Source organism: Natronolimnohabitans innermongolicus JCM 12255 (assembly GCF_000337215.1).
Classification (GTDB): domain Archaea; phylum Halobacteriota; class Halobacteria; order Halobacteriales; family Natrialbaceae; genus Natronolimnohabitans; species Natronolimnohabitans innermongolicus.
The window spans coordinates 101348-124749 of record NZ_AOHZ01000047.1 but is presented as its reverse complement, the minus strand read 5'-3'; the positions used below and the strand labels follow the sequence as shown (position 1 = coordinate 124749).

Below are 23402 nucleotides of genomic sequence, written 5' to 3'. Positions count from 1 at the left end.
AATCGACCGGTCTGTTCGTCTATCGAACACCGTACGCGAATCACCGACGATACTCGTGATTAGTACACCCGACGAGACCGACGAGAGCGACGGCACTGTTCGACAACCGACCGACGACGGCGGTCCGACCCGGCGAGCCTATCTCGGCTCGCTCGGCGCGATCGCGACGGCAGGTGCGACCGCGGGCTGTATCGAACTCGCCACCGGCGAGGGCGGCGGCGACACCACCGAGTTCACCGCGGGAACGTTCGCCCACGAGGGCGGTCACTGCATGGACTGCGTCTCGCCCTCGCCGGGGTGGGCGATCAGCGAGGCACTCGAGGACCGTTCCGACGGCGACGTGCAGATGAGCCTGCTCGGCGAGAACCAGGTCTGTGACAGCAGCACCTGCGGCGGCAAGGCCGAACGGGGAATCGTCGAGGCCGGCTACGGCTCGATCGGCAACGGGACGAACTTCTGGCCGGAGAACAACGTCTGGTTGCTTCCGTACACGTTCCCGAGTCGAGCCGCGCTGTCGTACACGCTGTTCGATGAGCGGATCTGGGAGCAGTACTGGGTCCCGTTCGCACAGCGGTACGGAATCGTCCCCTTCTACGGCTGGACGCCGGAGCTGCGGAACCTCCTGCTCTCGCCGGATGCGACCGAGATCGCCGGCGGCCGCGTCCGCACGCCCGAGGACCTCGAGGGGATTCGAATCCGTCGAACCGCCTCGCGCCCGCCGAAGGTCGCCCTGGAGGAGTGGGGGGCAACGGCCCCCGAACTCTCGTGGGGCGACACCGTCCAGGGGATGGACACGGGCGTCGTCCACGGCCTCGAGACGTGGTCCGGCGTCGGCCTCGCCGGCGGCATGGGCGAGGTGATGGATCAGGTGACGCTCGTCGAGTTCATGTGCGGACAGGGCGTTATGTGGGCCAGTACGGACTGGCTGCAGGGACTCCCCGCGGACCATCGCGAACTCATCGCCGACGTCACCCGCGAACTGACCGAGGAGGCGATCCAACAGGCCGACGAGGTCATCGACGACCGCGTCGGTCACGACGATCCGCCGCCGGAAGGGACGGATTACGCGGAACAGGGGATCACCGTCAACGTCCTCGAGGACGACGAGCTCGAGGCCTGGCGCGAGCGAGTCGATCCGATGGACAATCCCGAACTGTACGAGACCGAACGCGAACGTGTTGCCGACCTCGATCTCGACGTCCCGACCGAGGATTTCTACGAATACATCTACGAAATCGCCCGCGAATCGGACGTGCCGGAGTCGGCCGCGGACGTGACCGTCGACGCCTGGTGGGGTGAGTACCTTGACCGAATCTAACGCCGCCGTCTCCGCCATCGACCGGTTCCTCACGGGCGCCCGCGACGGCGACCTGCGGACGAGCCTCGAGCGCTACTTCGAGGGCTACGTCGCGCTCGTCTTGCTCGCGGTGGTCACCGTCCTCGTCTTCGTCGACGTCGTCAACCGGACGCTCCGGGGCACCCAGTTCGTCTGGGGGCTCGAGGTCATCGAGGGGCTGTTCATCTGGATCACCTGGCTGAGCGCGGCCTTCGCGGTGCGTCACTCCTCGCACCTGCGATTTACCCTGCTCAGAGAGCAGTGGTCGGCCCGGCGCAACTACGTCATGTACTGGGTCGAGTGGCTCCTGTGGTTCGTCGTCGTCGGGACGATCTTCTGGTACTCGATCCCCGAACTCGAGCGATCCGTGGAGGCGGGACGCATCGTCGTCGGCACCTCGATTCCCGACACGCTGTTCTATCTCGCGGTGCCCGTCGGGACGGCGCTGATCCTCCTGCGGGTGCTCCAGGAGATCGTTCACGTGACCCGGCGATACCGGAGCGGCGAGTCGATCTCGCCCGACGCGTCGATCGAACTCGAGGAGCGATCGTTCGCGAGCGACGCGGGCGGTGCGGACGAGGACGTCGTCGCTGACGACGCTCCCGCTGCTGACGCTGCCGATGGCGACGCTGCCACCGTCGACGCCGACTCGGGAGGTGAGAACCGATGATCGAACTGAGCCCCGAACTGGCCCTGCTCTTGCTGACGCTGCTCTGTGCCGCGCTGTTCGTCCTCGGGGTACAGATCTTCCTCGTCTTCGGCCTGTGGGCGGTCGGGTTCCACGCGCTCAGCCCCGGCTTCCCGGTGAGCAACGTGAGCGTCCTCGCCTTCAGCGAACTCGAGAGCTTCACCTACGTCGCGATTCCGCTGTTCGTGCTCGTCGGCGACCTGATCAACCGGGCGCGAATCTCCGAGGAGATCATCGAGTTCTCGCGGGCCTGTATCGGCTGGCTTCCCGGCAGCACCGGTAACACGTCGATCGGCTGCTCGGCGGTCTTCTCGGCGATTACGGGCTCGAACGCGGCGACGACTGCTTCCGTCGGGAAGGCGCTCCACCCCGTCATGGACAGGGAGGGCTACGACGACTCCTACGCCGCGGCGACGATCGCTTCCGGCGGCATCGTCGGCACGGTGCTCCCGCCATCGGTCCTGCTGATCGTCTACGGCGTGATGTACGGCGTCTCCGTCCCCGACATGTTCATCGCGGGAATCGTCCCCGGTATCGCGATCCTGATCGGTCTCGTCGTCGTCAACACCGCGCTTTCGCAGCGCCACGACTACGGAATGGACAGCTCGGAGTTCGAGTTCCAGGCTCGGCGGGTTCTCAAAACCGCCTGGGAAGCCAAGGTCGGACTCGGGACGATCGTCATCCTGCTCGGCGGGATCTACGTCGGGCTCTTTACGCCCTCGGAGGCCGCGGCCGTCGCGGTCTTCTACATCCTGCTTTCGGCCGTCGCGCTCGGCAAGATCACCCGACTTGAGCAGGTCGTCAGCGCTACCTTCACGTCGCTGCTGTTGATCGGCGTCATCCTCCCGATCGTCGTCGTCGCGGTCGCGATCCAGCAGAACCTCTCGTATCTCGGCATTCAGGACGCCGTCAGCGAGGCCATCCTCTCGCTCGGCGAGCCGTGGCTCATCATCCTCGCCATGATGGTGATCATGCTGGCGACGGGCTCGGTGCTGGCGTCGGTTCCGAACATCGCGCTGACGGTGCCGCTGCTGACGCCGGCCGCGATGGAGCTGGGTCTGGACCCCGTTACGTGGGCGATCATCTTCATCATCAGCGACGCGATCGGCTTCATCACGCCGCCGTACGGACTGAACCTCTACATCATCAGCGGCATCACCGACATCGACTACATGGAGGTGACCTACGAGGCGCTGCCGTACCTTGCGATGCTGATCGGGGTCTGGTCGCTGTTCTTCATCTTCCCCGAACTGAACGTGCTGGCCTGAGACGGATCCGGAGCGGCTTTTCGGTGATCGGTTTGCCGGTGGCAGCGATCACCGAGATCGAGCGACGACGGACCGCGTGAGCGATCCCGTCGTTTGACGGGTAACCACAACGCTATTACCCGTTTGTTCCGTTATTTCGGCTATCGCGGGAAGTGCTGTCGCACGACCGTCACCGTGCTCGTCACCGCGACGAGATGACGCCTCGAGAGGCCTGGTGTCGCGTTGCTCTTCTCCGCTTCGATAGGTCCTAACGATGGCTCTTCGCTCGATTCAGACGGCCGCGTTGACGCGGCGCCCGACCGCTCACCTGTCGAAACGAGCGGCAGCGACCGTCCTCGTCGTTGTCGGACTCCTGTTGGCGTCTATCCACGGAATCCACGTCGTCGCACACGACAAACCGCTGCTCGCGACCGTCATCGGTGCCGGCGTTCCGATGATCCTCTCGCTGCTGCTCGTCTCCGTCGGTTACTGGACGGCACGAAGCGATCTCTCGGCGGCCTACGCTTCTCGGCTAGTCCAGTGGGTCTTCGTCGGCGCGGTAGGGATGGGTCTTCTCGTCGGGACGATCGGCGCCCACCAGTATCTCGCCGGCCACCTTCCGTCCGACGCCCCGTTTCAGTTGGCAACGGCCGTGACCGGCGGCGTTCTCGGCGGCGTCCTCGTCGGCCTGTACGACGTACAGATGCAGCGACGCTCCGAGCGCATCGAATCGCTGCAGCGAGCGACGAGCGAGTTCGTCGACGCCACGGACAGAGACGACGTCTGCGAGCTGACCGTCCGACTCGCCGCATCCGAACTCGAGATGACGCTCGCCGGCGTCTGGTTGTACGACGACGACGAACACGCCCTCGAGCCGGTAGCGGTGACCGACGAGGGTCGGGCGCTGTTCGACGACGTTCCGACGTACGAGCCGGGGAACAGTCTCTCGTGGCAGGTCTTCGACGACGGTGTAGGACGGACGTACGCCGATCTTCACGACCAGCTGGAACGATACAATCCGGAGACGGTCGTCCGAAGTGAGATTATCCTTCCGCTCGGCGACCACGGCGTCCTCAATGTCGGCTCGACGACGCCGAACGCCTTCGACGAGATCGACGTCTCCGCCGCCAGACTGCTCGCCGCAGCCTCGAGTGCGATACTCGACCGCGCCGAGCGAGAAGCCCAACTGCGCGCACAACAGCGGGAACTCGAGACGCAGAACGACCGTCTCGACGAGTTCGCGAGCATCGTCTCCCACGACCTACGAAATCCGCTGACGATCGCCCAGGGCTACCTCGAGGAGGCGAAAACGCACCCCGAACGAAGCGAGCAGCCGCTCGCGGAGATCGACGCCGCACTCGATCGAATGGAGGCGCTGATCGACGATCTGCTCTCGCTCGCCAGGGCCGGACAGACGATCGCCGAGACCGAGTCGGTGAGCCTCGCCGGCGTCGCTACCGACGCGTGGCAGATGATCGACGACGAGTCGGCCGCGATGGTGATCGACGACGACGTGGTCTTCGCTGCGGACCGAAGCCGACTCCGACAGCTGTTCGAGAACCTCTTTCGTAACGCGGTGGAACACGGATCGACGCCTCGAGCCGTCTCCGGCGACGGCGCCGATGGCGGCGACGACGCCCCTCCCGTCTCGATTCGCGTCGGCACGCTCGAGCGCGAGCCCGGATTTTACGTCGCGGACGACGGGCCGGGGATCCCGCCGGAGGACCGCGAGCGCGTACTCTCGCTCGGTTACACGACGAACGAAGACGGAACCGGGATCGGCCTCGCAACGGTCGCGCGGATCGCCGACGCCCACGAGTGGACGGTCTCGGTGACCGAAAGCGCAGTCGGTGGTGCACGGTTCGAGATCCGTACGGCGTGACCGGCCGTCGGTGTTCCGACTCGGCCCGTCCAGACCGCGTCAGCGGTGTTCTCGTGTCCGCTCGTAGGCGTAGTCCAGCGCGTCCTCGAGCGAGCCGGGGCCGTCGTAGCTGGCGGAGAAGAGATCCATGAACTGGCGAGCGATCCGCTCGCAGCGTTCGAACGTGAGTACGGTTCTGATCCGAATCGTCTCGGAGAGGTCGAGTCCGGGGTAGGTCGTCGCGGTCAGCGCGTAGCCTGGGTGGTCCTCGCCGTCGAGCGAGGCCGGAGCGACCTTCAGCCGGATATCGCCCGACTCGTGGTGGTACGTCCGATACTCCATTTCGCGATCGGTGTCGGCCGGGGAATACGTCCGCGACTCTTCCGTGCTCCATTCGAGCGGCACGTCGGCGTCCATTATCCACCGATACTGACCCGAGTGCTACGTCCGTATCGAATTGTGCAATATTTCCGTACGCTAGTACAGAAACTACACCAATGATGGATTTTATCCGCGTACTGTCGGTGTCTCTTTGGTGAACGTTGTACCCACCGCGGACAATGCGGACGATATCGAATTCGGGGACGGAAGCGGGGTGGTCGACCGCGTGCGAGTCAGTCGTCGGCCGCGGGACTGACGCTTCCCGTCCGGTAGCCGTGGAGATCGAGCGTCACGTGATCGAAGCCGAGGTCGGATAGCTCTTCGCGGACCGTTTCGGCGAACTCGTGGGTCAACGCGCGCTCGAGTTCGTCCGGGGCGACCTCGATGCGGGCGAGACCGTCGTGGTCGCGGACGCGAAACTGGTCGAACCCCCACTGGCGGAGCAGGACCTCGGCTCGCTCGACGCGGTCGAGCCTCGCTTCGGTGACCGCGAGGCCGGTCGGAATCCGCGAGGAGAGACAGGCCATCGAGGGCTTATCCGCCACGGAGAGGTCGTATCGGGCGGCGATCTCGCGAACCTCGTCTTTGGTGATCCCGTGAGCCAGCAGCGGCGAGTGGACCTCGAGTTCCTCGACGGCCCGCAGGCCGGGGCGGTGGCCCGCGCCCGGATCGTCGGCGTTGGTGCCGTCACAGACCGTTTCGACGCCGAACTCGCGGGCGGTCTCGAGCATCTCTCCCAGACGCATCGTTCGGCAGTGATAGCAGCGCTCGTCGTCGTTCTCGACGAAGGCGTCGCTCTCGAGTTCGGAGAACGAGACGATCTCGTGACGGATGCCGATCTCGTCGGCGACCCGCTTTGCGTCCTCGAGTTCGGCCGCGGGCAGCGTCTCGCTGCTGGCGGTACAGGCGATCGCGTCCGCACCCAGGGCGTCGCGGGCGAGGGCGGCCACGACGCTCGAGTCGACCCCGCCGGAGAAGGCGATCAGCGCGCCGTCGTGGGCCGCGAGATCCTCGCGAGCGGCCTCGAGTTTCGCCTCGAGCGTCGTCATGGCCCGTCGTTCGTGACCGAGGTGCAAAAGTGCAGTGTCCCGAGTCGTTCGCCGCGTAGCGCGCCCGTGTGGACCACCGTCCGTCGGTCCACCGAAACCGCGATCGCCCGTGATTTCTGCCGTCGAGACGGGTACCGAATCAGGCGTCCTGAAGGTGTACCCGATCGAGCAGTCCCGCGTCACGAACCTCGATGACGCCGGCGTCTTCCAGCGTCGCCCGAAACTCCTCGGAGCCGAAGTAGTCGAGCGCCTCCTCGAGTCGGTCGTCGTCGATTTCCTGGATGACGAGCAGCGTCGTTCGATCGGCCTGTTCGTCGCGCGTGCGAAACACCTGCGTTCCGAGCGAGCCGTGGGCCGCCCGCGTCTCGGCGTTGGCCTCGTGGTGGCGTACCCACCGCTCGTAGTCGTCGATCACGTGTTCGGCGTACAGATACACCATCGCACGGATTGTGTGGCCCGGCGTACAAACCGGTCGCCTCCTACCAGTCCGACTCGCGCCCCCACTCGCTTCGGGTCGCGGCCGAACTCGAGTGGTCCGCGCGGAGCCCCTCTCGCAACGCCTCGCGCGCGTTCGGTGGTACGTCGCCGTCGGCCATTCGCTCGTCGAGCCACCACCGGCGCTCGAGGACGACCGCGTCGTCGGTCTCACGAATCTCGCCGAATCGGCTCCACGGAACGAATTGCGTGACCGACGCGCCGGCGTCGGTGTAGCGAAGCCCGCCCTCGCAGGCCTCGTACACGCGCGTCCGGTCGATTGCGATCCACGAACTGACCGTCGCGCCGGCGAAGGCGGTCGGCACGACCGTCGGAACGCCGTACAGCGCGCTCGCGACGAACGCGACGACACAGCCGCTTCCGTAGAGAACGGTGAGTCCGATCCGTCGGCGACGCGCGACTGAACCCGCGTTCGCGGTCCAGGTCGTTCGCACTTCCCCGGCGGCGTGGGCCGCGTAGGCGTTTGTGACGGCCGCCCAGAACGCACTACCGACGATCACGAACGCGACTAGCCAAGCGAGTACCGACAGCGGGACGGCTCCGCTGTGCCCGTATTCATCGGCGAGAATCAGTCCAAGCGCTCCGACTGCTGGGACGGCCACCGGAACGACCTGGAGCCGGCGGCGTCCAAGCCCGGTCCAGAGGGCGGTTCGATGGCCGGTCGCAACCGCGACGACGACGCCGACGAGCATCCCGGCTGCGAGCGCGAACCCCCAGTCGACGCCCGCGTTCCGTCCCAGCGCCGTACAGCCCGCGCCGACGTACGCTCCGGCGGCGGTCGACGGGCCGTCGATCGGACGTTTCATCGTCTCCACACGAACTTATCGTCTCCCAACAAAGACGTTCCGGCAGTTCGGATCGGAAGTCGGTCGCGGACTCGAGCACCCGTCCACTGCACGCCGGGCTGTTAAGTCTCCGTTCGTGGTAGGTGTACAGAGAGCATCATGTCCGTCTCAGATCGACTCCGACAGTGGCGGTCGACGAGCGACGCCAAGGAGGGGCCGAGTGCGATGGCCCGTCAGTCCCGCGCGGAACACGCCTTCTACGCCGCCGTTCGGGGGCTACAGGCGGGGTTCGTCGCGACGATCATCATGACGGCGTTTCGGCTGCCGATCCTGCGATCGCTGCCGCCGTCGGCGAACTTCTACTCGCAGTACGTCACGGGCGACGATCCCGAAGACCACCCCGTCGCCGGCTTGCTCCTTCACTTCGTCTACGGGATTCAGGCGGGCGCGATCTTCGGCGGACTGTTCGCCCTGCAAGACGCCGAACGCTCGATCGAACCGGAACAACGCGGCATCGTCTGGGGGTCGATCTTCGGTATGGCGCTCTCGGCGTTTGGCTCGCAGATTATGCTGAAGGAACTGCTCGACATTCGCCTCGAGGCGGACGAACTCGCGCTGTTCCACGCGGGGCACCTCGTCTACGGCCTCTCGCTCGGCGCCTGGGTTGGCTCCCGCACCGAGGGCGTCGAAGATCCCGAGGAGGAGTACGAGTACGGTCAGGGGAACTGAGCTAGCAACTGGACGCGGAATGGTACTTCTCCCTGGCATCCGAACGCCAACGGTTAACAATATTTAGCACCAGTATTACGATCTCCCGAAATCCCTCCTAACAACCTGTATACGCCGATAGCGTTGCTGTTTTCGTATGGAGATCGGAATCGTCCTCGGCGTCGTTGCGATCGGGTTCGTCCACGGCGTTCTGCCGGACCACGGCTGGCCGATCGCCGCGACGTACGCGCTCACCAAACAGCGACGGTGGTTCTACGGCACCCTCGCGGCGCTGATCCTCGGCGTCGGCCACCTCGTCAGCAGCGTCGCGCTCGTGGTGGCCTACTTCTGGTTCAGCGCGTTCGCCGACTTCGCGGAGGGGCCGTGGCTCGGCTACGTCGCCGGCACGCTGTTGATCCTGCTGGGGATTCACGAGTACCGCCACGGCGGCCACGGACACGGGTTCGGTGAGGAACTGCATGGTAACGAACACGAACACGACCACCACGAGCACGAACGCGGGCATGACCACGAGCACGACGACTCACACGCCCACCATACCGACGGCGGAGCGGACGCCCACCGCGAACACGAGGGCGCACACGGCGCCCACGACCACGGACAGACGCACGCACACGATCACAACGGCGGCGTCCTCGAGCGCGTCCGCGCCGCGCTCCCGTTCGGCGGCGGCCACCAGCACCTGAGCGAGGAACACGCCGAACGCGGCCTGCTAGCACTGGGAACGACGGCCCTGCTGCTCGGATTCGCCCACGAAGAACCCATTCAGATCCTGGCGATCTGTACCGGCGCCGGCACCGAACTCTGTCTCGAGTTGATGCTGCTCTACTCGCTGGCCGTCATCGTCGCGATCATCCTGCCGACGCTGCTGTTGATCGCGGGCTACGAACACCACCGCGAGCGGATCGAACGATTCACGCCGTACCTGCCGACGATCACGGCCGTCGTCCTGATCGGGATGGGGCTCGCCTTCATCGTCGGCTTCGTCTGATCCGCTGTTCCCGCGTCAGACCTCGAGCGCCTCGCTCAACTCTGCAACGTCCTCCTCGAGCAGGTTCGCGTACTCCAGGCGCAGGTCGCGGGCGTCGCTTTTGGTCACGTACTGGCGGCCGTCGATGCGCGTGGCGATCGGGTGGTAGTCGCCCACTGAAAAGCCCATGCGATCGAGGTAGCGGGCGACGGCGTCGGACTCGAGGCCATCGAGCATCGCAGCCTCGGCGTAGTCACAGGCCGTCTCGAACGCCGGAAGCCTGACGCCGTCGGCCGTCACGTGGCCGGCGTCTCGCGGGTCGCTCTCGGCTTCGATTTCGACGTTCGTGTGGTGGATCTCCTCCATCACCATCTCGAGTTCGGTCGCCAGCCGGAGCACCTGACTCGGCAGCGCGGCGTCCGGCGAGCGCCACTCGACAGTCGGCATGCTGTCGCGGAGTCGAACCGGTGTCCAGACGACGTCGTCGGGCGAGAAGTGTTCCGCGACGGTCGCCTCGTCGATACCCGCCTCGACGGCGGCGGCTTCGAACTCGTCGTAGCGGTGCTCGAGGCGACGGCGCCACTCGCCGACGGTGTCGACGTAGCGCCAGAGCTGGCCGTGTTTCGGGAACTCCTCGTAGCTCTTCTTCCGGTAGCAGTACGCGCGGGCGCTGTTGGCGAGTCGCTCGCCGCGGAGGTACGGCGAGGAGTTGACCAGCGCGAGCGCGGCGTCGAGTGCGATCAGCGTGTTGAGCTGGTCAGTGACGTTTCGCTTCTCGACGTGGACGTGCGTGCCGGCACAGTACTTCGCGTAGGCGAAGTCGTCGCCGATAACCTCCTTCTGGATCCGACCGCGCTCGTCGGGGCGGAGCGCGATCGGATCGCAGTTGATCGGCGTCCCGAGTGGCACCAGTCGCTTGTCCACCTCGGCCGCCCGCGAGAGAACCGTCTCGAACTGGTCGACGAACGTCCGCCGGAGTTCGTCGACGGTCTCGCAGGGCGGCGTCTTCAGCTCGAACAGCGGCTCGACGAACTCGCGTTCGGTGTGTTCGGAGACGTCCGCCAGTGCGCCCGGCGTCGTCAGTTTGCCGTCCGTGTCGATCACCCAGTACTCGACTTCGATACTCGTGTTCATACTCAGAGCGGGCTCGCTGTCGCGGGGCGGGGGCCGTGAGGTGGCCCTCGCCGCCGTTCCGGTCGCCCCGATCGTTCTCACGTAGTTGTCGGACAGTTCGACGACGACGCGTCCGTCGGTCGAATGGCCACCGACACTGCGGACGTCGCCGTCGCGGCTCGATACGATTCCTTCGACGGGTTTCGACGAAGTGACGGTGCCTGCAGCCGCCTGCCGTACTTCATTCGACGAGTGGACGGCGACGCCGGGCACCGCGTTCGGCGTGCCTGCCGGCACCGATTACACCATCTGGAACGACGGCGACGAGCCGGTCCGCACCGAGATCGAGCTCAGCCCGGCGCTCGAGATCCACCGGCTGTTCGAGACGCTGTTCGGCCTCGCCCGCCAGGGGAAGACCAACGGCTGGGGGCTGCCGGGACCGCTCCAGCTCGCGGTCCTCGCCGACGCCTACCGCGAGGAGTTCGCCCTCGCGGCGCTTCCCGTCGGGCTGCAGCGGGGGCTCGCGGCGGCGACCGCTCCGGTCGGTCGGCTCGCGGGGTATCGAGCGCGGTACGACCGGTTCGCCGTCGAGCGCTAGCGGGACACCGAAGCGGGATTCGACGCGCTACCGGAATGACGAGTCACGGGCCGATCGTCGATTCGAGGCGATCTCGGTATCCGATCGTCCGGGAATCGACCGACGCCGAATCGGTTCGTCCTCGGCTGATCGTACCGAACCTTTTTTCGCTCACTCGGTTATGCCGACCGCCTCGAGTACCGGACGCTCGGTCTGGATCGTCTCCAGGGCCTCCAGGGCCGCCCGTTCTTCGGCGAGGTTCGTCTCGAGCGGTTCGACGACGTCGTCGGCGTAGGCCAGCCGTCCGGCGAGCCTCAGCAGCGACTCGTAGGTCCTGACCTCGAGTCGCTCCGCCATCAGCGCGATCTCGAGGGCGCCCGGGACGGCCGGTTCGTCCGCCGCCTCGGCGTGTTGGTGCCACGATTCGACCAGCCCGTCGACCGTTCGGGTGCGACTCGCCCGCGGACGGCGACCGAGCGCCGCGAAGACGTCCTCGAGGCGGCCGATTTGATCGTCGGTCTCCGTCCGATGGTCCTCGAGCAGGTCGCGGAAGTCGCCGGCCGTCGCGTCCGCGGCCATCTCCGAGCATAACTCCGCGTGGGTGCGCTCGGCGTAGTAGGCGCGCTGAAGCCGACTGCCGAACAGGTCTTCGATCGTTTCGACGTTCATGGTCGATCGGGATCCCTCCGCCAGGCGCGGTCGAGCGACTCTCGCGGCGCGTCGTCGATCGGACTCGCGGCCAGCAGCTCCCGGACGGCCTCGCTCTCGGTCAGGTCCTCGAGTTCCGTCCGCAGTTCGCGCTCGTCGTCGTAGTTGTCCCGGAGCGCGTCGACGACCTCGTCGCCGACGTCGTCGGGAAGCGCGCCGGCGAGCGCGATCGTCGTCTCGTAGACGGTACACTCGATCGCTTCGAGTTCGAGCACCGTCTGCATGTAATAAAGCGGCCGGAGCGCGTCGTTCAGAACGACGTTGTTGAACGCCTCTTTGTCGGCGATCAGGCCGTCGAGTTCGGGAACCGGACGGCCGTCTGGCTCCTCGTCGAGGGCGTCGAAGGCCCGTTCGATCCGCTCGAGGTGGGTCTCGGTCTCCTCGCGGTGGCCGTCGATCGCGTACTGGAGCTGCTCGCGACACTGCAGGGCGCGGATGTCGTCTAACGTCTGAATCTCGACGTCGTTCGAGAGCGTCTCGAGCTCCGACTGCAGCGTCCGCTCGATGTAGTACAGCCGTTCTAGCTGAGCCGTCAGCGCGTCGCGCGCGGCGGTCGTTGTGGCGCTCATTGGCGCTCTCAGAACGACTGTTGTGTCCGCACGTGCTCGTCGGTCTCGTGCGGGCTGTCGCCGCGGTCGGCGTAGCGCGGCCGACCGACGGCGTCCCGTCGCACGCCGTTCAGGATCGCCAACTCGAGTTCGTCCCGCGTCCCGTAGGTCTCGTGACCCGAGGTCTCGAGGATCGTCTCGAGCGTATCCGACTCGGTCGGGTAGCTGATCTCGACATCGCCGAACTCCGCGAGGACCTCCTCGGTCGTCGTCGGGAACGTCGTCTCGTCGAACAGCTGACTGACGGTTCCGACCTCGAGCGATCGAACCTCGTCGGCGGTGTCATCGATGTGGCTCATCGGAGAGCCCTATCAGTATCGAGGGGAAAGAGCTACAGCCTGCAAACGACTGGCACGGCGTTCGCGTCGACTCCCCGTTCGACTCGAGTCGAAACGGCCGGAATGCCTAACAAAACCGACCTGGATTGCCAGTGTATGCAGTGGCCAGCGAGCGGTCGATTCGTCGACAGCGAACGGATTCCGGCGATCGTCGTCGGATTCGGTGCACTACTGACGACCGCGCTGGTCGCGGAGGTCGTCCTGTTGTTCGCGTTCGCATCGCCGCTGCTCTTCGAAGGGCAGTTCGTGGTCGGCGTCGTCACGACGGCGCCGTTCGTCGCTGGCATCGTCTTCGGGGGCTACTGGCTTCGTACTTCATCGCTTCCCTCGACTCGCTATTCGCGAATTCTCGGCTGGTGTTTCGGCGGCTCGATACTCTTCGTAGCGATCAATTTCGCGCTCGTTCTCGTGATGCCGACCGGCGGACTGGCAGAAGTGCTCGCGTGGCTCCGCTGGGCGGTCGCTCTCGGTGCCGGCGTCGGTCTGGGTATCGGCTGTCTCGAGGCACAGGCCGTCGAACGCGCGCTGGCTGCCGAACGGGCCACGCTTCGGGCGGACTATCTCGAGGACCAGCGGGATTACCTCGACTACCTCAACAGCGTTCTTCGCCACGAAGTGTTGAACACCGCGACGGTGATCAACGGCTACGCGATGCTGCTTCGCGACGAGGCCCCGCTGGACGAGCAGTCTCGCGAGTGGGCGGACATCGTAATCGAGGAGTCCGACGAGATGGCGACGGTGATCGACGACGTGCGCGTGCTGTTGCAAACGACGGACGGCTCGTTTCAACTCGAGCCGGTGGATCTCTCCCGAATCCTGCGAGGCGAAGTCCGAAAGCTCGAGCACAAGCGGGGCCCTATCGAGGTCGAGACGTCGATTCCCGACGACGTGTTCGTTCGGGCCGACGACTTGCTCGCCCGCGTGTTCGCCAATCTCCTCGCGAACGCAGTCGAGCACAACGACGCCGCGACGCCGCGAGTGTCGGTTACGGTCGATCCCGGACCGGACGCCGTTCGCGTCGAAATCGCCGATAACGGCCCTGGTATTCCCGATTCGACGCGCGAGTCGTTGTTCGAGCGCGTCGAGCGCCGCGGCAGTACCCACGGACTGGGCCTGTATCTGGTCGACCAGCTCGCGACCCGATACGACGGTGCGGTCGAACTCGTCGAGACGAGCGCCGACGGGAGCACGTTCGCGGTCGAGATTCCCGCGGTGGCCGACGGTGGCGGCCGGAACCGCGACGGCGCCGAGACCGAAGAGAGGGCGGCGCTCGAGCGGTCTGGGAACTCGCTGCTTTTGACGAACGTGGAGTGACCGTCGCGTGGATTCGTCAGGGCGTCCCGAGCTCCCTGCGACGCCGGAGGAGATAGTAGCCCGCGACGAGTGGCTGCAGCGGCGGAATCGAGAGACTCAGAAAGGCGATACCGAGGTACAGTCCCGGATTCGGCCGCCAGGAGCGTCCGTGCGTACAGACGTAGGCCGCGTCCTGGTGGATCGCGATCGGAAACGAGCCGAAGGCGATCGCACCGGCGAGGCCGATGCTGGCGCGGAGCAGCCCCGGGATGGTAAACACGATCGCGATCACGGCGGTAGCGAGCCCGAACGCCGTCGTTCCGATCGAAACCGCCACGACGAGCCACCAGCCCGACCAGCCGGGTTGCGTTCCGAATCGTCTGTGGCGCCGCGCGAGGTAGACGACGCCCGCGAGCGGTGCCGAGACGAGCGCCGCGGCGGCGTTCAGCCACGGGTTCGGCGCCCAGTTGCCGCTGGCCCGCGGTCGCCGACGGATCCGCCGCGCGTCGAAGAAGATGGCGACGAGAAGGCCGAGCGTCAGGACCGTATACCCGAACGCGCTGACGAGAAACAGCGCGAACTGGAGCCCGGGGACGCCCGGTTCGGCGTCTCGGAGCACGCCGACGATACCGACGCCGACCACCGGCGGAAAGAGATACAGCAACCGCTCGATGAGCCGCGCCCAGCCGATCTCGTCGACGTGCGTCCTCATCTGCTGTTTGAACCGCTCCCGCGGGGCGTCTCTCGGTGTTCGGAACCCCGCCGTAGCGCATCGAGTCCGACACCGTCGTCGCTCCCCTCGAGTCCCCCGTACTCACGGTGTGACAGTCGTCACCGTTCGACCGGTCCGTCACTCGTGTTCGAAGCGGGCGGTTCCTACAGCGCCTCTTTGTACGCCTCGAGCGTCCGTTCGACGTCCTCGTCGGTGTGGCCGTAGCTGACGAACTGACACTCGAACTGGTTCTGTGAGAGGTAGATGCCCCGGTCTTTCATCTGGCCCCAGAAGATGCGCCGCCAGCGATCCGTTTCGGCGTTTTTGACGTCGGCGGCGTTCGTCGGCGCCTCGCCGTCGCGGGTGAAGATCACCTTGAACATGCTGGCGGTTCCGGCGACGGTGTACTCGGGTGCCTGATCGGCGACGATATCCTCGAGTCCGTCGCGAAGGCGGTCACCGAGGCCGTCGACGTGGGCGTAGACGTCGTTCTCGGCGGCGAACTGCAGGGTCTCGAGGCCGGCGGCCATCGTGACGGGGTGGCCGGAGAAGGTGCCGGCCTGGAAGACCGGACCAGACGGAGCGAACTGCTCGATGATCTCGGCGCGGCCGCCGATGGCGCCGACGGGGAAGCCGCCCCCGATGATCTTTCCGAACGTCGTCAGGTCGGGCGTAACGTCGAACTCGCTCTGGGCACAGCCCAGACCGCCGACGCGGAAGCCGGTGATGACCTCGTCGAAGACGAGCAGGGAGCCGTGTTCCTCGGTGATCTCGCGGAGGAACTCGTGGTAGCCGTCCTCGGGGTGGACGATACCGTAGTTGCCCAGAATCGGTTCCGTGAGAACGGCTGCGACGTCGTCACCGTGTTTCTCGAAGACGTCTCGCACCGCCTCCTCGTCGTTGAACGGCACGGGAATCGTGTGTTCGGCGAACGACTGCGGGATGCCCGCCGAGGAGGGTTTCGGATTTTCGGCGTCGCCCTCGACCAGCGTCGACTCCTGGGCGCCGTGGTAGCCGCCCTGGTTGACGACGATCTTGTTCCGGCCGGTGTACCCCCGGGCAAGTCGGACCGCCGAGGTAGTCGCTTCGGTGCCCGAGTTCACGAACCGAATCTTCTCGACGCTCGGCACGTGACGAACGACGAACTCGGCGAGGTCGACCTCGACCTCCGTCGGGGTGCCGTACATCGGCCCCTCGCTGGCCTTCTGCTGGATGCCGGCCTGGACCGGTTCGGGCAGATTGTGCCCCAGAAGAAGCGGACCGAGGCCCATCACCCAGTCGACGTAGCGGTTGCCGTCCGCGTCGATGACGTGGCCGTTGTCGCCCTTCTGGACGAAGAACGGATACGGCTCGACGGCCGCACGAACCGCCGAATTGACTCCGCCGGGCAGCACCGACAGCGCCCGGTCGTACAGCTCGCGTGAGTTGTCGTGGTTCATATCCCAGCCTTAGCAACGGGACGGGAAAGTAGTACCGAGGTTCGCTCGCGAGGGGGCGTCATTACTCGCGGATCGCTCCGTTGGAGTACGTTCTACCGCGAAAAACACGAATCCAGTGAGGGTGACACGATCGAACCCACAGTGAGTCACCGGATCGTGGTGGCCGCCGATACGACGCGGCGGCCGTCGACGCCCGGTTCGGAGCGGGCGTCGAAGTCCGGACGAACCGTCCGGAGAGTATGCCGACCGAGGGCAGCGAGGCGGGCCGCGCGAACGAATTCGCGGAACGCGCGTCGGTGGGCGCGCGCTCTGACGGCCGCGCGACCCTGCCTAGGTACCCTCCAGTCCGGACTCGCCTGTCCGAACGCAGCGATCATCGCTCTCCGCGAGCGCTCGAGTCCGTCGCTCGCCGTTCGATACCTCGCAACTATAGTAGTCAGTGAAACGATTTACACACCGATCGCAACGCCATCCTGCGATCGGGTGTGCATTGACTTTCACTGACTACTATAGCGTCACGACGCGTCGCGACGGCCCCCTCGCACCGGAAGTGGAGGTGGCCGTCGACTCGCGGCCGCGCACTCGTGGACGGAACGATCTCGCTCGTCGGAGAGCGAATCGTGTTCCTCCCCGCCGCAGTCGCACGTACCGACTGCGCCGCTCCCGATCGACGGACGGGTGCCGCGGTCGGTGCTGTGGTAGCGGTTGTCGTTCCGATCACGTACCTTTCTGTGGCCCGTCCCGATTATAAGCATTTCCGTTGAACACCGATGAATAATACGCGATAATGACTATCACATACCCAACTTCGAATGATGTTTAATTTATATAGTGGAGGTAACGACACTCCCCTGAACGGGAGTGTGGGGTCTCGAGTCGACGCGAGCCGAATCAACGTCCGGATCGGTCTCCGGAGCGAAAAAACAGGAAAATCGGTGTCCGACCGAAGCGTTCCGTCAGACCGCGTCCTGGCCGGTGTTTCCGGTGCGGACCTGGTAGGCGTCTTCGACGGGGATCACGAAGATTTTCCCGTCGCCCGGCTCGCCGGTGTTTGCCGCCTCGCCGATGGCCTCGACGACGTCCTCGGCGGGGATGTCGGCGACGACGCACTCGATTTTGACCTTCTGGTGGAGGTCGACCGTGTACTCCTCGCCGCGCCACTGGCCCTTCTTTGCGGGCTGGGAGCCGCGGCCGGAGACGTTGGTGACGGTCAGCGACGGTGCGCCGGTCTCGGCGAGAGCCTGCTTGACCGCGCCGAGGCGGTCGGGGCGGATGATCGCGGTGATCAGCTTGAGTTCGCCGTCGTTGGGCGCGCCCCCGTCGGTACGGAGTTCGGCGTCCTCGAGTCGTTCGCCTCCATCGGTGCGGATGACGCGGTCGTCATCGTCGGAGCCGCCGTCGGTGCGGAACGGCGCTGGGCCGCCGTCGGTCGCGACGTCGGGCTGTCCGAACTCGGGGTAGGTGTCGACGCCGTGTTCGGCGAGGTCGAGTCCGTCGCGTTCGTGTTCGGAGGTGACGCGGGCCTGACCCAGCATCTTGAGCACGCCCCAGACGGCGGCGGTCGCGGCGACCGTCCAGATCGTGATCGCGGCGACGCCGAGGATCTGCGGACCGAACGCGCTGGCCTCGATCGAGAGGATGCCCCCCGAGATAACACTACCGCCGATGGCCGACCCCTCGACGGACCACAGTGGGTAGATGATCAGTCCGAGCATCCCTGCGGTTCCGTGAACCGGGAAGACCGCACAGACGTCGTCGATCTTGAGCTTCTGCTCGACGAACTTGAAGACGATCGGTAGCTGGGCGCCGGCGAGGAAGCCGATCGCGATCGCACCCACGGGGGTGATGAGGTCGGTCGGGCCGGTGACGCCGACGAGGCCGGCGAGCATGCCGTTCGCGACGTAGAGCGTGTCGACCTTGCCGTTCAGTGCAATCGAGACGGTAGAAGCGCCGAGTGCGCCGAGTCCCATCCCGAGGGCGGTCACGATCGCGACGCGGCCGACGATGTCGAAGGCGGCGAGTTCGAATCCGTCGCCGATGACGGTCGCGGCCGTTCCGACGTTGAAGCCGAACCAGCCGAAACAGAGGATCAGCGTCCCCAGCACGGCGAAAGTCATCGAGTGGCCGGGGATGATGTTGACGCTGCCGTCGCTGTTGTACTTGTCCATGCGAGCCCCGAGGATCCAGGCCGCCGTGAGGCCGGCGACGCCGCCGACGCCGTGGACGACCATCCCGCCCGCGAAGTCGGAAAAGCCGAGATCGGTCAGGATCGGCGGGTCGCCGCCGTACCAGACCATCCCCGCGACGACGGGGTAGATGACCGCGGCGAGCAAGAACGTGTAGATGACGTACGCGCGAAGTCTCGCGCGGCCCGCGACCGCACCGGAGACGATCGTCGCGGCGGTCATCGCGAACACCGCGCTGAAGAGCAACTCGACCATCTCGCCGCTCGGATCGAGCGCGAACTGCGTCCACGCGGCAGACTCGCCGCCGCCGAGCATCGCACCGACGTTGTTCGAGACGCCCATCCCGATCACGAAGAACACGAAGACGCCGACCGCCCAGGTCAGCATGTTCTTCGTCAGCTGGTTCGCGACGTTCTTCGAGCGGACCTGGCCCGCCTCGAGCATCGCGAAGCCGGCGTGCATGAAGAAGATCAGGAACGTCGCCACCAGCATCCAGACGAGGTTGATCCCCGTCGCGAGCGACTCGAGGTCCCCGGTCGTTACCTCGAGGAGGGTCGGATCGATCACGCGATCACCCCGACGAATTCCGTTCCACTATCGACTATTGGTGGACGCTTGTCCACGAACGATCCAACTTCGACGTTGGTTGTCTTCTGAGTCACGTCTGATGCTCATGGACCATCTTCATATAAGGATTAGCGTTGATGTACGTCCAGATAGTCTGGGGTAATAGGGACGTTCGGAGAAATCTAGAGGTGGTTTAATGTATATAAGGCCGTTCGATCTCGAGGATTTTTCGAGACGTGGTTATATATTCTCTCTTTGTCCACTGCGAAAAACTCGCCGTCAGCGGACAGTACGTCGATAGAGAACGATATTCCTCGGTAGCCGAGCGAGCAACCGTGCGCGCGGCAGATGTTGCCACTGTGACACCCGCCGAAGGAGGCGGCTGGACGTTCGTCAGAATGTGGGTCTCCGTCGTCGACTCGAGACGCTCGTCATCGTCGAACTCGCTATCCACTACGGTGGCTGGGTCGAACCGAACGGTACTGCGTTCACAGTTCCGCCGCGACGTCCTCCGCGAAGTACGTCAAGATCAGGTCCGCACCCGCCCGCTTGATCGACAGCAGCGACTCGAGGGCGACCGCCTCGAGTTCGAGCCACCCCTTCTCGGCGGCGGCGTGGAGCATGGCGTACTCGCCGGAGACGTTGTAGGCGGCGACGGGATGATCGAACTCGCGGCGGAGGGACCCGACGATATCCAGGTACGGCAGGGCGGGTTTGACCATCAGCACGTCGGCGCCCTGCTCGACGTCGAGGCGGACCTCGCGCAGCGCTTCCCGGGCGTTCGCGGGGTCCATCTGGTAGTGCCGGCGGTTGCCGAAGGAGGGAGCGCCATCGGCAGCGTCTCGAAACGGGCCGTAGAAGGCGCTCTCGTACTTCGCGGCGTAGCTCATGATCGGCACGTGTTCGAAGCCGTCGCGATCCAGCCCCTCGCGGATCGCGGCGACCATGCCGTCCATCATGCCACTCGGCGCGATCATGTCCGCGCCCGCCTCCGCGTGGGAGACGGCGATCCGATCGAGCGCCCCGAGAGTCGCGTCGTTGTCGACGGTCAGCGTCGGATCGCAGGCGGGGCCGCCCTCGCCGACGTCGGTATCCCCGCGGAGTTCCGCCTCGAGCGGGCCGCAGTGGCCGTGGTCGGTGTACTCACAGAGACAGACGTCGGTGATGACGTAGGCGTCCGTCTCCGCGCTGATCCGTCGGGTCGCCTCCTGGACGACGCCGTCTTCGGCCCAGGCGCGGCTCCCCTCGGGATCTTTCGACGCCGGGATGCCGAACACCATCACGGCTTCGACGCCGGTCTCGCGGACCTCCTCGACGCGGGCGACGGCCTCGTCGATCGGGACGCGTTCGTGGCCGGGCATCGACTCGATCGGGACGCGCTCGTCCGTCGTCGCGTCGACGAAGATCGGCGCGATGAGATCCGTCGGCTCGAGGCTCGTCTCGCTGACGAGGCCCCGGACGCGGTCCTGGCGGAGTCGGCGGGGACGGTGAGTGAGGTCCATACGCGTTCATTCGACGGTGGCTGCAAAAGCGATGCGCTCGACGCGGCCTGCGCTTTGGCGAACCGACGCACGCAGGTCGACCGAGCTAGACCATCGCCTCGTCGCCGACGTCGGGGTTCTCCCGGAGGAACGCGACGAGGTCGGCGACGTAGGACGCCACGGGCGGGCACTCGATCCCCGTCCCCGCGAGCGCTCGCCTCGCGTTCGGACAGGCGTACCGCGTCGGGTGGTCGAGGTAGTCGAGCGTCGCGGGTTCGGCGGGCAGGCCTCGATCCGCGGCGGCCTCGAGTAGCCCCTTCGAGAGCCGTTTCGAGGCCGGGACGGAGACGACGCGGTGTCCGATCGCGTCGGCGACCGCGTCGACGAACTCCGGCACCGAAAGCGGGGCGGGATCGCAGAGTTGGTAGACCTCGCCGACGGCGTCGTCGCGGCCGCTCAGATGCGTGATCGCGTCGACGACGAAGTCCCGCGGCACGACGTTGAGTTCGGCGCCGGGCGAACCGGGAAAACGCGTCGTGATCGAACACCACGACGGCTGGGAGAGGAGCAGCCTGATCAGGTAGTAGGGCCCGTCGTACTTTCCGGTCTCGCCGGTCTCGCTGTCCCCGACGACGATCGCCGGCCGATAGATCGTCGCGGGAAGCCCCTCGGCCATCCGCGCTTGGACGGCGACCTCGGCCTCGTACTTCGTGCGCTCGTAGTGGTTGTTGAACGACTGGCCCTCCCGGAGGTGGTCCTCGGTGAAGACCCCGTCGTACCGGCCGCTGACGTAACAGGTGCTGACGTACTGAAACCGGTCGACCTCGAGGGCCTCGGCGACGTCGAGGACGTGTTCAGTCCCGCGGACGTTCACCGCCTCCGCGAGGTCGGACTCGACCGCGAGGTCGTAGACCGCCGCGAGGTGGTACAGTTCGGCGACCGACGCGAGCCCCTCGAGGTCGGCGTCGTCGAGCCCGAGGTTCGGCTCGGTGATGTCGCCCTCGTAGAGCCGAATCGACTCGCCGTCCGCCCCGGCGAGGTCGGCCGCCCGCCGCTCGGCGTGATCCCGATACCGCGGCTGGACGAGGCAGGCGATCGGGCCGTCGCCGCGCTCGAGCAGCCGCTCGACCAGCGCCGAGCCGAGGAAGCCGGGAAAGCCGGTGAGCAAGACCGCGGGCGCGGCGCTCATCGGCCCCACCTCCCGGGTCGCGGCAGCGACGACAGTCGGCGCTGGAGTCGCGTCAGCGCGACCATTCCGCGGGCGTACCACGACGCCGGCACGCCCGGCGGCGCGTCGAGGGGACCGATCCGCGAGGCGGCGATCGTCCGGGACTCGAGGTAGCGTTCGATCCCCTCGCGGCCGTGGCGGCGGCCGAGCCCGGAGTCGTCGAACCCGCCCATCGGCGCGTCGACGGCCGCCCAGCCGGAGACGTAGGCGTCGTTGACGCAGACGGTGCCGCAGTCGATCTCGCGGGCGACCTCGACACCGCGCTCGCGGTCGCCCGTCCAGACGCTCGCGGTCAGCCCGTAGTCGGAGTCGTTCGCTCGTTCGACCGCGGTCTCGGCGTCGGGGACCGACTCGACAGAGACGACGGGGCCGAACGTCTCCTCGTTTGCGACCGCCGCCTCGGGGTCGACGTCGGTCAGAATCGTCGGCTCGTAACAGAAGGGGCCGACGTCGGGACGGCGACGACCGCCGGTGAGGACCGAGGCGCCGGCCTCGAGGGCCCCCTCGACGTGGGACTCGACGCGCTCGAGCTGGTCGCCGTCGATCAGCGAGCCGACGTCGTCCGCGTAGTCGAAGCCGGTGCCGATCGTGAGGCGGCGCGTCTCGCCGACGAACGCGTCGAGGAACGCGTCGAACACCGACTCGTCGACGTAGAGGCGCTCGGCGGCGAGACAGAGCTGGCCGGCGTTGGTGAAACAGGCCTGGACCGCGCCGCGGGCGGCCGTCTCGACGTCGGCGTCGTCGAGCACGAGCAAGGGGTTCTTCCCGCCGAGTTCGAGCGAGCAGCCGATCAGGTTGCGGCCGGCCCGCTCGGCGACCGTCCGCCCCGTCGCGGTGCTGCCGGTGAACGTGACGTAGTCGACGCGGTCGATCAGCGCCGGCCCGACGCTCGCCCCGCGACCGGTGACGATCCGGAAGACGCCGTCGGGCAGTCCCGCCCGCTCGAGCAGATCCGCGAGCACGAGGGCGGTAAACGGCGTCTTCTCGTCGGGCTTGAGGACGACGGCGTTGCCGGCGACGAGCGCCGGGATCGCGTCGGTCATCGCGAGCGTCAACGGGTAGTTCCACGGCGAGATCGCGCCGACGACGCCGACCGGTTCGGTCGTCACGCGGGCGGTCGTCGCCGGCGGAACCGCGCCGCGTCGGCGCTGCTCGGCGATCGCGTCGGCCCCCATCGCAGCGTAGTACGAGCAGGTCAACGGAACGTCGAGGACCTCCTCGACGGCGTTCTGGCGCGACTTTCCGGTCTCGAGTTGGAGGCAGTCGAGCAGTCGCTCGCGGTGCTCGAGGACGAGGTCGCCGAACCGCTCGACGATCGCGACGCGCTCGTCGATCGGCGTTTCGTCCCACTTCTCCTGTGCCCTGCGGGCCTCGTCGACGGCTCGTTCGACGTCTCGCTCGTCGCAGTCCGGCACGGCGCCGATCTCGACGTCGGTCGCCGGCGCTCGAACGGCGATCGCCGCGTCGGTCTCGGCGTCGATCCGCGCCGACAGCGCCGCGAGTCGGTCGCGGGACAGCGACGTCGCCGGGAGCGGATCCGCCGTCGGTTCCGATCCTGTTTCGATTGTCATCTGGGATAGGTGTATTCGCGAGCATCTATACGGGTTCGCA

General features: G+C 66.5%; 22 protein-coding genes. 8 read left to right on the top strand and 14 right to left on the bottom strand.

Features of this window, described 5'->3' with window-relative positions; genetic code table 11:
- Positions 1–55: 55 nt before the first annotated feature.
- From C493_RS10665 to C493_RS10650, 4 genes are all read left to right on the top strand, one after another.
- Entirely contained in the window at positions 56–1318 is a 1263-nt protein-coding gene (locus tag C493_RS10665) for a TRAP transporter substrate-binding protein (protein WP_007259441.1), read from the top strand.
- Positions 1305–2006: a TRAP transporter small permease gene (locus tag C493_RS10660; protein ID WP_007259440.1), complete on the top strand. Its 702-nt coding sequence runs from the start codon at positions 1305–1307 to the stop codon at positions 2004–2006. Before C493_RS10665 ends, C493_RS10660 begins: the two co-directional genes overlap by 14 nt.
- On the top strand, positions 2003–3292 hold the full coding sequence (locus C493_RS10655) for a TRAP transporter large permease (RefSeq protein WP_007259439.1): 1290 nt from the start codon (positions 2003–2005) through the stop codon (positions 3290–3292). The genes C493_RS10660 and C493_RS10655 overlap by 4 nt, the downstream gene beginning before the upstream one ends.
- A gap of 253 nt (positions 3293–3545) precedes the next feature.
- Entirely contained in the window at positions 3546–5153 is a 1608-nt protein-coding gene (locus C493_RS10650; RefSeq protein WP_007259438.1) for a sensor histidine kinase, read from the top strand.
- Positions 5154–5192: 39 nt separating this feature from the next.
- On the opposite strand, the gene C493_RS10645 is transcribed toward C493_RS10650, so the two are convergent.
- The 4 genes from C493_RS10645 to C493_RS10630 all read right to left on the bottom strand — a co-directional run bounded on the left by C493_RS10645 (position 5193) and on the right by C493_RS10630 (position 7863).
- Positions 5193–5549, bottom strand: a complete 357-nt coding sequence (locus C493_RS10645; protein WP_007259437.1) for a hypothetical protein — start codon at positions 5547–5549, stop codon at positions 5193–5195.
- 197 nt (positions 5550–5746) lie between these two features.
- Positions 5747–6562, bottom strand: a complete 816-nt coding sequence (gene larE / locus C493_RS10640; protein WP_007259436.1) for an ATP-dependent sacrificial sulfur transferase LarE — start codon at positions 6560–6562, stop codon at positions 5747–5749.
- A gap of 139 nt (positions 6563–6701) precedes the next feature.
- Positions 6702–7001 (bottom strand): hypothetical protein, encoded by a 300-nt coding sequence (locus tag C493_RS10635; protein WP_007259435.1) that lies wholly within the window; start codon positions 6999–7001, stop codon positions 6702–6704.
- Positions 7002–7041: 40 nt separating this feature from the next.
- Positions 7042–7863 carry a hypothetical protein gene (locus tag C493_RS10630; protein ID WP_152421141.1) on the bottom strand — a complete coding sequence of 274 codons (822 nt, stop codon included), beginning with the start codon at positions 7861–7863 and terminating at the stop codon, positions 7042–7044.
- A 138-nt stretch (positions 7864–8001) separates the two neighbouring features.
- Here C493_RS10630 and C493_RS10625 point away from each other — a divergent pair, with 138 nt between their 5' ends.
- Both C493_RS10625 and C493_RS10620 read left to right on the top strand, forming a co-directional pair.
- Positions 8002–8571, top strand: a complete 570-nt coding sequence (locus C493_RS10625; RefSeq protein WP_007259433.1) for a DUF6789 family protein — start codon at positions 8002–8004, stop codon at positions 8569–8571.
- A gap of 136 nt (positions 8572–8707) precedes the next feature.
- Positions 8708–9562, top strand: coding sequence for a hypothetical protein (locus tag C493_RS10620; RefSeq protein ID WP_007259432.1), 855 nt, complete (start codon positions 8708–8710; stop codon positions 9560–9562).
- Between the two features lie 15 nt (positions 9563–9577).
- Here C493_RS10620 and C493_RS10615 read toward each other — a convergent pair whose 3' ends face one another.
- Entirely contained in the window at positions 9578–10675 is a 1098-nt protein-coding gene (locus C493_RS10615) for a glutamate-cysteine ligase family protein (protein WP_049889290.1), read from the bottom strand.
- 190 nt (positions 10676–10865) lie between these two features.
- Between C493_RS10615 and C493_RS10610 the strand changes: the two genes are divergently transcribed.
- Positions 10866–11252, top strand: a complete 387-nt coding sequence (locus C493_RS10610) for a hypothetical protein (RefSeq protein WP_241430893.1) — start codon at positions 10866–10868, stop codon at positions 11250–11252.
- Between the two features lie 150 nt (positions 11253–11402).
- On the opposite strand, the gene C493_RS10605 is transcribed toward C493_RS10610, so the two are convergent.
- Genes C493_RS10605 through C493_RS10595 form a run of 3 tightly spaced genes read right to left on the bottom strand, consistent with a single transcriptional unit; the run spans position 11403 to position 12846 of the window.
- On the bottom strand, positions 11403–11900 hold the full coding sequence (locus C493_RS10605) for a YciE/YciF ferroxidase family protein (protein ID WP_007259429.1): 498 nt from the start codon (positions 11898–11900) through the stop codon (positions 11403–11405).
- A complete protein-coding gene (locus C493_RS10600) occupies positions 11897–12508 on the bottom strand; it encodes a YciE/YciF ferroxidase family protein (RefSeq protein ID WP_007259428.1) in 612 nt (203 codons plus the stop codon). Before C493_RS10600 ends, C493_RS10605 begins: the two co-directional genes overlap by 4 nt.
- An 8-nt stretch (positions 12509–12516) precedes the next feature.
- On the bottom strand, positions 12517–12846 hold the full coding sequence (locus tag C493_RS10595; RefSeq protein WP_007259427.1) for a DUF5789 family protein: 330 nt from the start codon (positions 12844–12846) through the stop codon (positions 12517–12519).
- A gap of 135 nt (positions 12847–12981) precedes the next feature.
- Between C493_RS10595 and C493_RS10590 the strand changes: the two genes are divergently transcribed.
- On the top strand, positions 12982–14199 hold the full coding sequence (locus C493_RS10590; protein WP_007259426.1) for a sensor histidine kinase: 1218 nt from the start codon (positions 12982–12984) through the stop codon (positions 14197–14199).
- A gap of 16 nt (positions 14200–14215) precedes the next feature.
- On the opposite strand, the gene C493_RS10585 is transcribed toward C493_RS10590, so the two are convergent.
- The 6 genes from C493_RS10585 to C493_RS10555 all read right to left on the bottom strand — a co-directional run bounded on the left by C493_RS10585 (position 14216) and on the right by C493_RS10555 (position 23362).
- Positions 14216–14890: a hypothetical protein gene (locus tag C493_RS10585; protein ID WP_007259425.1), complete on the bottom strand. Its 675-nt coding sequence runs from the start codon at positions 14888–14890 to the stop codon at positions 14216–14218.
- Positions 14891–15054: 164 nt separating this feature from the next.
- Complete coding sequence (gene hemL / locus C493_RS10580; protein ID WP_007259424.1) at positions 15055–16329, bottom strand: glutamate-1-semialdehyde 2,1-aminomutase; 1275 nt, start codon at positions 16327–16329, stop codon at positions 15055–15057.
- A 956-nt stretch (positions 16330–17285) separates the two neighbouring features.
- A complete protein-coding gene (locus C493_RS24040; RefSeq protein ID WP_007259422.1) occupies positions 17286–19082 on the bottom strand; it encodes an ammonium transporter in 1797 nt (598 codons plus the stop codon).
- Positions 19083–19570: 488 nt separating this feature from the next.
- Positions 19571–20584 carry a porphobilinogen synthase gene (hemB, locus tag C493_RS10565; RefSeq protein WP_007259421.1) on the bottom strand — a complete coding sequence of 338 codons (1014 nt, stop codon included), beginning with the start codon at positions 20582–20584 and terminating at the stop codon, positions 19571–19573.
- Between the two features lie 85 nt (positions 20585–20669).
- The gene (locus C493_RS10560) at positions 20670–21752 is read right to left on the bottom strand and encodes an SDR family oxidoreductase (RefSeq protein WP_007259420.1); all 1083 of its coding nucleotides are present in this window, start codon (positions 21750–21752) and stop codon (positions 20670–20672) included.
- Positions 21749–23362 carry a succinic semialdehyde dehydrogenase gene (locus C493_RS10555; RefSeq protein WP_007259419.1) on the bottom strand — a complete coding sequence of 538 codons (1614 nt, stop codon included), beginning with the start codon at positions 23360–23362 and terminating at the stop codon, positions 21749–21751. Before C493_RS10555 ends, C493_RS10560 begins: the two co-directional genes overlap by 4 nt.
- Between the last annotated feature and the right edge of the window lie 40 nt (positions 23363–23402).

Excerpts from the sequence above, each read along its gene's own strand:
- C493_RS10635 (WP_007259435.1), bottom strand. The coding sequence starts at position 7,001 with ATGGTGTATCTGTACGCCGAACACGTGATCGACGACTACGAGCGGTGG.
- C493_RS10650 (WP_007259438.1), top strand. The coding sequence starts at position 3,546 with ATGGCTCTTCGCTCGATTCAGACGGCCGCGTTGACGCGGCGCCCGACC.
- C493_RS10605 (WP_007259429.1), bottom strand. The coding sequence starts at position 11,900 with ATGAACGTCGAAACGATCGAAGACCTGTTCGGCAGTCGGCTTCAGCGC.
- C493_RS10645 (WP_007259437.1), bottom strand. The coding sequence starts at position 5,549 with ATGGACGCCGACGTGCCGCTCGAATGGAGCACGGAAGAGTCGCGGACG.
- C493_RS10655 (WP_007259439.1), top strand. The coding sequence starts at position 2,003 with ATGATCGAACTGAGCCCCGAACTGGCCCTGCTCTTGCTGACGCTGCTC.
- C493_RS10590 (WP_007259426.1), top strand. The coding sequence starts at position 12,982 with ATGCAGTGGCCAGCGAGCGGTCGATTCGTCGACAGCGAACGGATTCCG.
- C493_RS10630 (WP_152421141.1), bottom strand. The coding sequence starts at position 7,863 with ATGAAACGTCCGATCGACGGCCCGTCGACCGCCGCCGGAGCGTACGTC.
- C493_RS10615 (WP_049889290.1), bottom strand. The coding sequence starts at position 10,675 with ATGAACACGAGTATCGAAGTCGAGTACTGGGTGATCGACACGGACGGC.
- larE (WP_007259436.1), bottom strand. The coding sequence starts at position 6,562 with ATGACGACGCTCGAGGCGAAACTCGAGGCCGCTCGCGAGGATCTCGCG.
- C493_RS10555 (WP_007259419.1), bottom strand. The coding sequence starts at position 23,362 with ATGACAATCGAAACAGGATCGGAACCGACGGCGGATCCGCTCCCGGCG.
- C493_RS10620 (WP_007259432.1), top strand. The coding sequence starts at position 8,708 with ATGGAGATCGGAATCGTCCTCGGCGTCGTTGCGATCGGGTTCGTCCAC.
- C493_RS10600 (WP_007259428.1), bottom strand. The coding sequence starts at position 12,508 with ATGAGCGCCACAACGACCGCCGCGCGCGACGCGCTGACGGCTCAGCTA.
- hemB (WP_007259421.1), bottom strand. The coding sequence starts at position 20,584 with ATGGACCTCACTCACCGTCCCCGCCGACTCCGCCAGGACCGCGTCCGG.
- C493_RS10625 (WP_007259433.1), top strand. The coding sequence starts at position 8,002 with ATGTCCGTCTCAGATCGACTCCGACAGTGGCGGTCGACGAGCGACGCC.
- C493_RS10585 (WP_007259425.1), bottom strand. The coding sequence starts at position 14,890 with ATGAGGACGCACGTCGACGAGATCGGCTGGGCGCGGCTCATCGAGCGG.
- C493_RS10560 (WP_007259420.1), bottom strand. The coding sequence starts at position 21,752 with ATGAGCGCCGCGCCCGCGGTCTTGCTCACCGGCTTTCCCGGCTTCCTC.
- hemL (WP_007259424.1), bottom strand. The coding sequence starts at position 16,329 with ATGAACCACGACAACTCACGCGAGCTGTACGACCGGGCGCTGTCGGTG.
- C493_RS10595 (WP_007259427.1), bottom strand. The coding sequence starts at position 12,846 with ATGAGCCACATCGATGACACCGCCGACGAGGTTCGATCGCTCGAGGTC.